This window comes from Acinetobacter sp. 226-1 (assembly GCF_030329325.1).
In the GTDB taxonomy this organism is placed as follows: domain Bacteria; phylum Pseudomonadota; class Gammaproteobacteria; order Pseudomonadales; family Moraxellaceae; genus Acinetobacter; species Acinetobacter sichuanensis.
The window spans coordinates 53,029-65,969 of record NZ_JACANU010000003.1; the positions used below are offsets into that span (position 1 = coordinate 53,029).

The 12,941-nt window shown below is 37.4% G+C and carries 11 protein-coding genes; 5 read left to right on the forward strand and 6 right to left on the reverse strand.

Annotation, left to right across the window (positions count from 1 at the left end):
• Positions 1-16: 16 nt before the first annotated feature.
• From rlmD to cysM, 3 genes are all read right to left on the reverse strand, one after another.
• The gene (gene rlmD, locus HX124_RS06285; RefSeq protein ID WP_286382637.1) at positions 17-1,411 is read right to left on the reverse strand and encodes a 23S rRNA (uracil(1939)-C(5))-methyltransferase RlmD; all 1,395 of its coding nucleotides are present in this window, start codon (positions 1,409-1,411) and stop codon (positions 17-19) included.
• A gap of 9 nt (positions 1,412-1,420) precedes the next feature.
• Positions 1,421-2,242 carry a 3'-5' exonuclease gene (locus HX124_RS06290; protein ID WP_107006711.1) on the reverse strand — a complete coding sequence of 274 codons (822 nt, stop codon included), beginning with the start codon at positions 2,240-2,242 and terminating at the stop codon, positions 1,421-1,423.
• A 112-nt stretch (positions 2,243-2,354) separates the two neighbouring features.
• Positions 2,355-3,269: a cysteine synthase CysM gene (gene cysM, locus HX124_RS06295; protein ID WP_107006712.1), complete on the reverse strand. Its 915-nt coding sequence runs from the start codon at positions 3,267-3,269 to the stop codon at positions 2,355-2,357.
• Positions 3,270-3,592: 323 nt separating this feature from the next.
• Between cysM and HX124_RS06300 the strand changes: the two genes are divergently transcribed.
• From HX124_RS06300 to rsfS, 5 genes are all read left to right on the forward strand, one after another.
• Positions 3,593-6,403, forward strand: a complete 2,811-nt coding sequence (locus HX124_RS06300) for a GacS-like sensor histidine kinase (RefSeq protein ID WP_286382640.1) — start codon at positions 3,593-3,595, stop codon at positions 6,401-6,403.
• Positions 6,404-6,484: 81 nt separating this feature from the next.
• Positions 6,485-7,273: a crotonase/enoyl-CoA hydratase family protein gene (locus HX124_RS06305; protein WP_286382642.1), complete on the forward strand. Its 789-nt coding sequence runs from the start codon at positions 6,485-6,487 to the stop codon at positions 7,271-7,273.
• 30 nt (positions 7,274-7,303) lie between these two features.
• On the forward strand, positions 7,304-8,176 hold the full coding sequence (locus HX124_RS06310) for an NAD(P)-dependent oxidoreductase (protein WP_286382643.1): 873 nt from the start codon (positions 7,304-7,306) through the stop codon (positions 8,174-8,176).
• A 48-nt stretch (positions 8,177-8,224) separates the two neighbouring features.
• On the forward strand, positions 8,225-9,019 hold the full coding sequence (locus HX124_RS06315; protein ID WP_286382644.1) for a hydroxypyruvate isomerase family protein: 795 nt from the start codon (positions 8,225-8,227) through the stop codon (positions 9,017-9,019).
• Positions 9,020-9,121: 102 nt separating this feature from the next.
• Positions 9,122-9,523 carry a ribosome silencing factor gene (gene rsfS, locus HX124_RS06320; protein WP_107006717.1) on the forward strand — a complete coding sequence of 134 codons (402 nt, stop codon included), beginning with the start codon at positions 9,122-9,124 and terminating at the stop codon, positions 9,521-9,523.
• A 53-nt stretch (positions 9,524-9,576) separates the two neighbouring features.
• Here rsfS and HX124_RS06325 read toward each other — a convergent pair whose 3' ends face one another.
• From HX124_RS06325 to HX124_RS06335, 3 genes are all read right to left on the reverse strand, one after another.
• Positions 9,577-10,788, reverse strand: coding sequence for an ammonium transporter (locus tag HX124_RS06325; protein WP_286382645.1), 1,212 nt, complete (start codon positions 10,786-10,788; stop codon positions 9,577-9,579).
• A gap of 364 nt (positions 10,789-11,152) precedes the next feature.
• Positions 11,153-12,607 carry an NAD(P)(+) transhydrogenase (Re/Si-specific) subunit beta gene (locus tag HX124_RS06330; protein ID WP_107006719.1) on the reverse strand — a complete coding sequence of 485 codons (1,455 nt, stop codon included), beginning with the start codon at positions 12,605-12,607 and terminating at the stop codon, positions 11,153-11,155.
• A gap of 3 nt (positions 12,608-12,610) precedes the next feature.
• The gene (locus HX124_RS06335; RefSeq protein ID WP_068973100.1) at positions 12,611-12,931 is read right to left on the reverse strand and encodes a proton-translocating transhydrogenase family protein; all 321 of its coding nucleotides are present in this window, start codon (positions 12,929-12,931) and stop codon (positions 12,611-12,613) included.
• Positions 12,932-12,941: the final 10 nt, after the last annotated feature.

Here is a 12,941-nt window from a genome sequence, read left to right on the forward strand (position 1 = left end):
GTGAATCTACAGTTCATTATAAATCGTTTATCTCAACATTTTTTTCAAATAAGGCAATGGATTCAACATGACCTGTATGTGTAAACATATCCATCACACCTGCCTTTTTCAGCTGATATCCATGTTGCACTAAAATTCCTGCATCCCTTGCCAGTGTTGCAGGGTCACAGGATACATAAACGATTTTTTTTGCACCAAACTTAGGTACATAATGCATAATTTGCTCCGCCCCTGCACGAGGTGGGTCTATTAATAATGCATCAAATCCTTGATTTGCCCAAGAATTTTGAGAAAAATCTTTTGTTAAATCTTGTGAGTAAAACGTAACATTAGTTATGCAATTTTTCAGTGCGTTTTCTGTACCGCGTTTAACCATTTCTGCACTGCCTTCAACGGCAATAACACAGCCTGTTTGCCCTACTTTTTTAGCGAGTGGTAAAGAAAAATTACCCAGACCGCAGAAAAGATCAAGCACACGCTCACCTTGTTGTAAATCTAGCAAATCACATGCCAATTTTACCATTTGTGGATTTACAGTAGGATTAACCTGTGTAAAGTCAGTCGGTTTAAATGCAAAATTAATTGCAAAATCATTCAAACTATAATGTAAATGCATCGCAGCTTGAGGATCATCTACACGATGTAAACTCTCATTTCCCGCAGGTTGAAAATACAGTTGCCACTGTTTCTCTAACGCAAATTGTTTTAATAGGTTGACATCTTTTGTCGATAAATCCGCTGTATGGCGAATTAACAACGCAATTTCTTGATCGCCTTTTGCTAATTCTATATGACCAATGTCTGCTTTGCCTGTTAGACTTTCGAGTAATACACGCAGTTCAGGTAAAGCCTTATCTAATTGTTGATCTAAAATTTTACACGTTTGGATATTAATCAATTGATTACTTTGCGACTCACGAAAGCCCATCAGCAGTTTTTTCGTTTTCGCAATATAGCGCACACCAATGCGTGCTTTATGACGATAATCAACTTTTAATGAACGAATAGGCGCTAACCACGCTAAAGGTGTTAAACCTGCAAAATGATTCAAATGTGATTTTAATACATCTTGTTTAAAACGAATTTGTTCATCGGGATGTAAATGCTGCAAGTTACAACCACCACATCGACCAAAATGCGGACAGATTGGAGCAATACGTTGCGGATGTGGCTCACCCAATAACTCAATACAATCCGCTTCTTCAAGTTTAGAAACTTGACGTGTGATTTGCACTTTAACGGTTTCATTGGGTAATGCAAAACGGATAAAAACACTTTTACCCTGTTTTTCTAGTGGATGGTTTGGATCATTTCCATAACGCGCTATCCCTCGCCCCTCATGTGAAAGCCTCTCAACATTAAAAATATACTGTGGTTGTTGAGATGGTCGAGGTTTAGCTCTATGTTTCAAAGGAATAACCTAATCTGTAGTGGAAGGAAAATCTGATGCGCTAAATGCAGTTTTTTGTGAAGTTTCACGCCAAATCTGCACAAACTCATTTTGTTGCGGTTGACCTTGTAAATAATGAATGGTTGCCTGAATCCATAACTGATGATCTGATAAAGAAATTTGTCCTTTTAACAGATTCCAACGCAAGAAAATCAACCATGTATTTAATACATCACCCTCACAATAACTGGTCAACTTGAGCCATTGTTTGGTTTTGACATATTCAGGAATAAAATAACCTTTGATACCACGCTTACCAGGAAAACCAAGTAAATGTGCAATATCATCTAATTTTTGAAAATGTCGACCATTAAACATTGCCATCACATCCATTAAGTCGACATGACGATGATGATAACGATTTTGGTAGTTATTATAACGTTTTTGCGTATCAATCTCACCTTGATCAAATAAACTCGGTGCCGATAAACCATGATACATTGCACGGAATAAAATCACAGGTAAATCAAACTGTGAACCATTCCAACTCACTAAAGTTGGATGACGTTTATCAAAAATAGATAAAAATTTCTTTAAAATTTCAGCTTCAGAAAAATGTTCTTGGCTAAATGAAAAGAGTTTCATTGTACCATTTTCATCAAGCCAAAAACCTGAGATACACACAATTTCATGTAAGGGTAAACGTTGAAAATCCATACCTGATTCTTGGCGACGGATTTTCATCAAAGCCTGTTCAAGATCTTCTTCAGGCAAATCCAACCCGTACAAATGTGCACCTGAACGATGGTCAGTCAACGTTTCTATATCAAAAACTAGTACGGGTAAACGCATAACTAAAACATTCTCATCATGACTTAAATTATTTTACACATTAACCCGAGTTTCAACAAAGAAACAATGCACCGCGATAAAATAACAGGTCAACTTGAGTCAAATATTGGTTTTAGTCTTCAACTGAAAATAAACCTGTAGATAAATAACGATCACCACGATCACACACAATACAGACAATCACAGCATTTGGATTTTCTTCAGCAATTTTCACTGATGCCCACACGGCTCCACCTGATGAAGTGCCTGCACTAATTCCTTCTTTACGTGCTAAAGCACGTGCTGTTTTTTCAGCTTCGATTTGTGGAATATCCATAATGCGATCGACACGCTTTGGATCAAAAATAGTCGGCAAATATTCCTGAGGCCAACGACGAATACCAGCAATATTTGAACCTTCAGATGGCTGTAAACCCACAATTTGAATCTCTGGGTTTTGCTCTTTCAAATATTTTGAAATCCCCATAATCGTGCCTGTTGTTCCCATAGAACTCACGAAATGGGTGATTTTACCTTCAGTTTGTTGCCAAATTTCTGGACCAGTTGTTAAGTAATGTGCTTCAACATTATCTGGATTACCAAACTGATTTAAAACCAGACCTTGCCCTTCTTGTTCCATTTGCAAAGCCAGATCACGTGCTTCTTCCATGCTTGCAGCTTCAATTAACTCTGCACCATAAGCACGCATTGCATCTTTACGCTCTTGACTTGAGGCAGCAGGCATAATCAAACGCATTTTGTAGCCACGCATTGCAGCAACCATTGCTAAAGCAATACCTGTATTTCCACTCGTCGCCTCAATCAAGGTATCACCTGGCTGAATTTGCCCACGTTTTTCAGCTTGCATAATCATGTTATATGCTGGACGGTCTTTCACTGAACCTGCTGGATTATTTCCTTCAAGTTTCGCCAACACCGTTGCTTGAGTATGATTTGCCAGACGTTGTAAACGCACCAATGGCGTCTTACCGACATAATGGTCTAATAAAAAATCGTCTGCTAAGAAATCAACTTGTGTATTACTCATGGTATGTACCTAGATCGAGGTGCGCGTATTGTATGAAAAAATAAAACACCCTGCACTGCTTTCCACTGAATTCTGATGAGAATGATCAAACTCAGCACATAAAACTTGGGTGTACTTCAATGTCTTAAAAGTATTTTTTCAAATAAAATGAATAATATAAAATAATTTCAAAGCAACTTAGAATTAGAAATGATAAGTTTATCTCTAAAACAGCATAAACAATATTTAAGCAAGATGTTTTTTCATGATCTTTATCATAATTTCATGTAGGACGATTAAAGCATGTTAATATTCTCATTACGGGGAAGGTCTTGGCTTGATGCATGTCGAATTTCAATAAAAAATTATTTAAACGTCTCAAACTTAATCACGCATATGGACAGTTAATTGCGTTGATTTTTGTACCTATTATGGTCTTAGCCTGCGTCGGCGCACTTTTGGTCATGAAAGAAACGTCTAATGCTGCTAAAACCAATCAACGTTATGCCGCTATTGCAATTTTAAGTCGCTATCAAGCAACCGCAGAACAACTCGTTCGTCTAGTACAAGCAAATCCCAAATATAGACCACAAGCTGAAAATATTCTCCAACATATTTTTAATGAAAAATATCTTATTCGTGCAGCGATTGTTTTACCTAATCAGCAAACTTTACTCAATGTCGGTTATCAAAATAGAAAAGCATGGCCCAAACTTCCGCAACAAGGAAGCTTTGTAGGACCATTATCCAACCAACACAATAATATTTATGCGATTCGCCTTCAAACTGAAGATGCTCATGCACCCATTTGGTTAAGCATTGAACTGGATAATCAACCTTTAGAAATAGCGCATTATCGTGTGATGATCGTGCTCATTACCACAGCATTATTTACGTTACTTTTATTGTTGCTCTGTCTAAATTTCTATTCTCGTCGTTGGATCGCACCAATGTACGAAATTCGCATGCAATTACAACGTTTAAATGCCGATACGCTTGACCAACATATGGTGATTAACAGTACAGGTGAGTTACGTTTATTACAGCGAGATATTGCGAATGTTGTGAAACGCTTACATTTTAGTTTTCTAGAGCTAAAAGAACATACTGAACAAACCGAAGATGATTTAAGACGTACTTTAGACACCTTAGAAGTACAAAACATTACTTACAAACAAGCACGTGACCAAGCGATTTCATCAAACCAAGCCAAGTCAGTATTTTTAGCCAATATCAGCCATGAATTACGTACACCCCTAAACAGTATTGATGGTTTTATTCATCTGTTATTAAGACAAGATAATCTTAGTAATGATCAAAACTTGTACTTACAAACGATTCGAAAATCTTCTGCTCATTTATTGGCGCTGATTAACGATGTACTCGACTTTTCTAAAATTGATGCTGGAAAATTAGAACTCGAAACTGCACCTTTTGACCTTGAAGAAGCAATTTTCGATGTCATGGACATGTTGTCGCCGTTGGCTGCACAAAAACAAATAGAAATGGCATTTTACTATGATGATACCGTTCCTAAGCATGTCAATGGTGATGTTTTACGCTTTAAGCAAATTTTGACCAATCTTATTTCCAATGCCATTAAATTTACCCCTGATGGTGAAATCATTGTTCGTGTTCGTATGGAACATGATGATATTGGACAATGCTTATTGCATTTTAGTGTGCAAGACAGCGGTATTGGTCTCAGTGGCACAGATCGTAAGAAATTATTTGAATCATTCTCTCAAGGCGATGCATCCGTAACCCGTCAATTTGGCGGAACAGGTTTAGGTTTAGCAATTTCAAAACAATTGGTTCACTTAATGCAAGGTCAAATTGGCTTTGAAGATAACCAAGAACGTGCACCTACAGAAAAAGGCTCAACATTCTGGTTTACCGCAATGTTCCAAGTGGATGAAAATGAAGAAATTATTCATCCAGTGTTTAAAGATATGCATGTATTGTCATTCTTAGCACATCCTGCAACAGCAAATGTTTTACGTCATTATTTAGAAGACTATCAAGTCGTTCATACTGAAGCACAGTCAATTTTAGATTTATTTAGCCGTTTAAATGGTTTATCTAAACTGCCTGAAAACACTTGGCTGATTGTAGATCATAGCGGCGATACTGAAGCTTTATTACGCGAAATTCGTGGGCGTTATCAAGGTAATTTAGCTGTTTATGGCTATCAAATGACCTTAGAGCCAAATATGTTACATGAATATCGTGCACGTCCACTTTATCAACCTTTAAGTCGTTCAGGAGTGATTCAACTTTTAAGCAATCAACCTATATTTAGTCCTGAAGAGCACAAAGATTTTAAAGAGCGTAATTTACATATTTTAGCAGTGGATGATCATTTACCGAACTTGATTGTACTTGAAGCATTACTCGCTGAACTCAATGTTAAAACAACCAAAGTACAAAGTGGACAAGAAGCCCTAAGCACCATTCAGCAACGTATTGAACAAGGTTTAAAACCATATGACTTGGTTTTCATGGACATTCAAATGCCTGTTATGTCTGGAATTGATACAACACGTGCGATTCGCTCATTAGAATCTACGCTTGATGGTATGCGTATGCCAATCATTGCACTTACAGCACATGCTTTAGCAGATGAAAAGCAAAAACTTCTAAAAGTCGGCATGGACGACTATGTAACCAAACCAATTCAAGTCGAACAATTAATTCAAATTTTAACTGAATGGACATCTGATCAATTTGCTCAACCACAGCAAACCAACGAAAATAATGTTTACGTTGAAGCGCTTGATCCTGACATTTTAGATTGGAAACAAAGCTTAGCCTTAGCCGCAAATAAAGAAGATTTGGCACAAGATTTACTTAAAATGCTGGTCGATAGCTTTCCAACGGAACTCGATGAAATCTCTCAGTTGATTGAATTAGAGGATTTTCCACAGCTTGAGCATGTGCTTCATCGTTTATATGGCGCAACTCGCTATGTCGGCACACCAAAATTACAACGTATTACAGGCGAGTTTGAACAGTTTATTTCAACACTCAGAAAAGAACGTCGTAAAGCAGATGAAACATTCATTCAAGATACCTTACAACGACTAGATCATTTGCAATTGGTCATACACGAAGTAGAAGCTGCCGCACAGCAAATTTTAAATCATTCAAATTAATTTTTTCTGTGACTGCACTGTCACGATGTAAAAGCTCACTCCATGCTATGCTGCGTTACAAGGCAATAAGAGTAAAAAACGATGTCATTATTACGAATTGAAAAAAAAGATGGAATCGCAACGGTTTACCTAAACCGTCCAGATAAACGTAACGCAATGAGCTTTGCTTTACTGCGCGAGTTAGTGAGCACTGCTCAAAAAATCAAAAAAGATCGCAGCATTCGTTGTGTCATTTTAACTGGTGAAGCGCAAGTCTTTAGTGCAGGCATTGACCTTGCCGATTTAAACAATCCTAAAAATACAGCTTATGCTGCTTGGGAACTTATCAAACCTGGACAAAGTTTATTTCAAAAAGCTTTTTTGATTTGGCAAGAATTACCCGTTCCTGTTATTGCTGCACTTGAAGGTTTTTGCTTTGGTGCAGGTATGCAATTGGCATTAGCTGCGGATATTCGTATCAGCCATCCTGATACCAAAATGTCCATCATGGAAAGTCGTTGGGGCTTAGTACCAGATATGGGTTTATCGCGTTCAATTAAAGGGGTTATTGGTATAGATTTAGCCAAAGAACTGACCTTAACTGCGCGTATTTTTGATGGTCATTATGCTAAAGAAATTGGCTTAGTCACACATGTTGACGCTGCACCATTAGAAAAAGCACAACAAATTGCAAAAGAAATGCTACAACGTTCACCTGATGCTTTAATGGCAGCTAAACGCGTATTAGATGCGATGGAACATGCACCTAAAAAAGCATTACGTTTAGAAAAAATTTGGCAATTAAAGCTACTTTTAGGTAAAAATAGTCAATTGGCACGTAAAAAGGATAAAAATCCAGAAGTACAATTTTTACCACGCCAATTTAAATAATTTACAAGGAACCGTTTTGAGATTGGTACTATGAGTTTTGATCAACAGCACAAAATTGCTTTTTTAGGTATGGGCTTAATGGGTAGTCGTATGGCAACTCGTCTAGTTCAAGCAGGCTTTCATGTTGCAGTATGGAATCGTACTGCAAGTGCATGTGAACCCTTGATTGACATTGGCGCACATGCTCTACAGCTTGAGAATATTGCACAATACCCAATCATTCTTAGCTGTCTTGCTGATGATCAAGCTGTAGAAGCGGTCTTTAATCAAATTAAACCTCATCTCCAAGCCAAACAAGTGATTGTCGATTTTTCTAGTCTCTCTGTAGATCAAACGATTCATCTTGCAAATCAAGCAAATCAGCATCATGTTATTTGGATTGATTCCCCAGTTTCGGGTGGGACGGCTGGTGCTGAAAATGGTACTTTAGTTATTTTTGCAGGCGGTAATGCACAAATCATTCAAAGCCTTACACTTATTTATAATGTACTTTCACAACGTGTCACTCGTATGGGAGAAACAGGTACGGGACAAGCCACTAAAATTTGTAATCAATTGATCGTTGCCGCGAATAGCACCCTAATTGCTGAGGCAGTCGCACTTGCAGAACAGGCAGGTGTTGATACAACTTTATTAGCACCTGCTCTTGCAGGTGGTTTTGCTGACTCTAAACCTTTTCAAATTTTAACACCACGTATGGCAACACATCATTTCGAGCCTGTGCAGTGGAAAGTGCAAACTTTATCTAAAGACTTAAATAATGCTGTGAGTTTAGCTAAAAAGTTTAATTTAGAAATTCCTGTTGCTAAAAAAGCCTTGTCGCAATTGCAAGCACACCAAAAGAATGGTTATGCTGATGCAGATTTAGCAACTGTGATTAAGCATGTTGAAATTCAAAAATAAAATTGACGTTATCGTTCAGCCTATACGTAATTTGCATGGAGCAAAATGATGAGCAAACTCGCAGTAAATCTTTCTATGATTTTTACTGAAGTTCCCCTAATAGAACGTTTTGCCTTAGCACATCAACATGGTTTTAAACATGTCGAAATTCAGTTTCCTTATGAACTCAGTATTCAAGATATTCAAACACAATTAGAGCGTCATCAACTTACGCTTTGCCTCATTAATGTACCTGCAGGTGATTTAATGCAAGGTGGCAATGGTCTAGCGGGCATACCTGGAAAAGAACTCGAGTTTCATCACGCATTATTAAAAGCGATTGAATATGCAACGTCATTGCAAGTCAGTAGTATCAATATCCTAGCAGGAAAACAACCTCTAGATGCAGACCTGCTCCCATGCTTAAACACACTCTCTAGCAATTTAAAACTGGCTTGTCATCTTTGCACTGAGCATAATATTCAACCTGTATTTGAAATGATTAACGGCACAGATATGCCACGCTTTTTAGTGCAAAATATTGCTCAAGCTCAAGAGATGCTTGAAGCTGTCCAACATCCTGCATTAAAAATGCAATATGATTGTTATCATATGGCAATGATGGGCGAAAATATTTTAGCTGCACTACAAGAAAATCTGGAGTGGATTGGACATATTCAATTTGCGGACTGTCCTGGGCGACATGAGCCAGATACAGCACAAATTAACTATGCAGAAATTTTCCAATGGTTAGCACAAAGTCCATATACAGGTTATATCGCAGCTGAATACAAACCACAAGTTGACTCTAATCAATCATTTGCATGGAAAAACAAATACTTTACTGATCACTCACAAATATAAACGCTTAAAAAATATCCACAATATTTATAGGTATAAATTTGAATTTTTTTAGTAAAGGCGGTATATTAGACGATGAGTTATTGTCTGGAAAATATACCTTATATGAATTTAGAACCATCACCCAGCGCTTCTAATTCTCTCGAACTTGCAATGAATTCTCACAAACAAGATGTGCAAACTTGTTTAAAAGTTGTACACGAAGCTCTACTCGATGTAAAAGCCAAAGATATTCTTGAACTTGATGTTAGCAAAATCAGTAATGTCGCAGATGCGATTGTGATTGCAAGCGGTACATCAACACGTCATGTTAAAGCACTTGCTGACAACGTTGCAGAAGAAGCACGTAAAGCAGGTTTTCGCCCGATTGGTGTTGAAGGCGAACGTGATGCTGAATGGATCCTAATCGACTTAGATTTGATCGTTGTTCATGTCATGCTACCTACTGCACGTAAATTTTACGATCTTGAAAGTTTATGGCGTACAACACCTGAACATGTTGCCTAAGCATAAAAAACGGAAAAGCGACCCTCATGGTCGCTTTTTTATTCTTATTTTTTTTATTCGGTATTCATTAAATTTGGATGCAAAGCAATTCGCTTAAAAATAACGTACATCAAACCAAAACCTAAGAAAAAAGTAAATAAAATCCCAAAAATCTGATATTTCCAACTCACTTCTACAATAGAGTTGTCAAATTGATTCATGATCACAGCTAAGGTTCCCCATACACCACACAAGCCATGAATCACGATCACATCAGCAACACTTCTAATTCGAATCCAACGCTTGAGTAATTTAGGCAATAAACACGTCATTAAAGCTGCAACAAAGCCAATAATAAAAGCAATACTCATACTCACTAAGCCACAACTTGCGGTAATCGCTACTAAACCACCAAAAAGCGCTTTAATCAGAGTGGCACGTTTAAACTTTTGAGGTTTTAAAATTAAATAGCCCAAGGTAGCAACACATACTCCAAAAACAACAGAAATAATATTAATTAATACAGTAATAATATCTATGGTCATTCCTGTAATAAATGCGACGTTTAAACACGACCAAGCCAACCACAAAACAAAACCTGCCAGTGAAAAAATCAACATTTTTTGATCTTGAAATATATAATGTGTTTCCTTTGGATAATCTTGATGATATTGATTAAAAACCACATAACCCGCTAAAACGGTCCATGCAGCAAATGAGTGAATGACTGTTGCTCCTGCATAATCAATAAAACCCAAATCTTTTAACCAATGCCAATTAAAAATAATATCCCCCCAAGCTGAAACACTTAATATTGGAAAAATGACACCTGAAACAAGTAAGCCCACAATCCAATATACTTTAGACGACATATTTATTGGAATAATTCGACCTACGATTGTGGTGATAGTGGATGACATTAAAATATAGAAAATAAAAATTTGCCATTGCCACCAGTACATTTGAATATGATTGCTTTGATTTTCTGTTTGCCATATGCCAAAAAACACCAATAGAAAACAAAAAATAATATATAAAGTATTACCTAAAATAGCAGATAAATAACTGATCCCTAGATTATAAATCGCTCTTGAATTTTTGACATAGCCTCCTTCGATCACAGCAAAACCTGCTTGCATTAATAATACAAACAATGTTCCTAAAACAATCAGTGTAATATCAGAAAATGTATTGATTGCATTAAATTGTGCAGGTGAGACCGTTGTTAAGCTATATGTTTGTGATGAGCTAAATAATAGTACCAAATAGAGATATAATTGCTTCATCTGTTATTTTAACCCTATCCATACTCTCTAAATTACCATTCTAATTTTAGAATGCCCCTTAAGCCTTAATTTAAACTTGCTTGGTTAAAACAATTATTCCCCATATTTTTTAAATTACATTTTCATTTTTTATTTAAGTGGAATTTTTCATATTTTACCAAATGGTCATTCTCATATAAATAGTTTACATAAAATTTATCTTTTTAAGATCTTGATCACACTTCTTTTATATCAAAAAAATTATTGCCGCGATATCTAGTTTTCTTTGATGAAGACTAAAAATAATATCAATAAAAAACCACCCGAAGGTGGTTTTAGATCTTCCCAAATCCCACTTTAGAAAAGAGGGATTTTGAAGTATAAATTAGTGACCGCCGCCATTAATCGCTTTCGTCATATCTTCAACAACTTTCTTCGCATCACCAAAGATCATCATAGTTTTTTCGTTATAGAACAAGTCATTATCTAGACCAGCATAACCAGTCGCCATAGAACGCTTGATCACCATGATGGTACGTGCTTTATGTGCTTCAAGAATCGGCATACCATAAATCGGTGATGTTGGATCATCTTTTGCAGCAGGGTTAACAACGTCATTTGCACCAATCACAAGTACAACATCTGTTGCAGGGAAATCTGAGTTAATCTCATCCATTTCCAAGATGTCTTCATAAGCAACATCTGCTTCTGCAAGAAGGACGTTCATGTGACCAGGCATACGACCAGCAACAGGGTGAATTGCAAAACGAACAGTTACACCTTGTTCTTTAAGTAATTCACATAATTCTTTTACTGCATTTTGAGCACGACCTTGCGCCATACCATAACCAGGTACAATCACAACGCTGTCTGCATTTGACATCAAGAAGCCAGCATCATCTGCAGAACCTGAACGGTAGTTACGTTGAACTTGCTCACCTTTGTCAGCAGAAGCAACTGCAGCACCACCCATTGCACCACCAAACAATACGTTGATGATTGAACGGTTCATCGCTTTACACATGATGTAAGACAGAATTGCACCTGAAGAACCAACGAGCGAACCAGCAACGATCAACATGTTGTTTTCAAGTGTAAAACCAATACCTGCAGCAGCCCAACCTGAGAATGAGTTAAGAAGTGAAACCACCACTGGCATATCACCGCCACCTACTGGTGCAATCCAAACCCAACCAAATACCAGTGCAAGTGCAGTCATTGCCCAGAATGCTTGCATATTGCCTGTCGTGAAGAAGTAAACACCACACGCCAACATTGCAAGGAAAATGACCGCTTGAACAGGTTTAACCCATCCACCAGAAATCGTTTTTGCCCATTTCTTCGCAGCCAATTTACCATAAGCAAATACTGAAGCTGTGAATGTAATCGCACCAACGAAACAACCGACAAATAATTCAAATAAGTGAACTTTGCTCATATGCGCATGTTGAACACCCGCAGCAGTTAAAGCAGATTCATTTTCAGCAAATAACACTGTAAGTTGGTTGTTATGTAGGATCGCAGCAATTGCAATCAATACCGCAGCCAAACCGACCAATGAGTGCATTAAAGCCACTGTTTCAGGCATTTGTGTCATTGGAACTGTACGTGCACGAGCAATACCAACAACCGCACCAAGCACCATTGCACCACCAATCATCCAAATCACAGGATGGTCAGCAACAAAGAAGGTTGTGATGACAGCGATTGCCATTGCAACCATACCGTAACGGTTACCTTGAATCGCAGTTTTAGGACCTGAAAGACCACGTAAAGTTAAGATAAAAAGGACAGCACCAATCAGGTAAAACCAATCTGCATATTCTTTAATGAATTCCATGGATTAGCCCTCTTTTTTCTTTTGTTTTGGCTTAAACATTTCAAGCATACGCGCAGTCACTGCGAAACCACCAAAAATATTAATACTTGCCAAGAACACAGCAACTGCACCAAGCACACTTACAACATTGATATCTTGAAATTGTACGTTGGCATCAACAACACCAGGAATACCTACGGTTTGAATCATTGCACCCACAATAATAATAGATGACAATGCATTGGTTACCGCCATTAACGGTGTATGCAATGCAGGCGTTACACCCCAAACCACGTAGTAACCAACAAAAATGGCTAAGACGAAAATAGTAATAGTTTCAACCATGATGACTCTC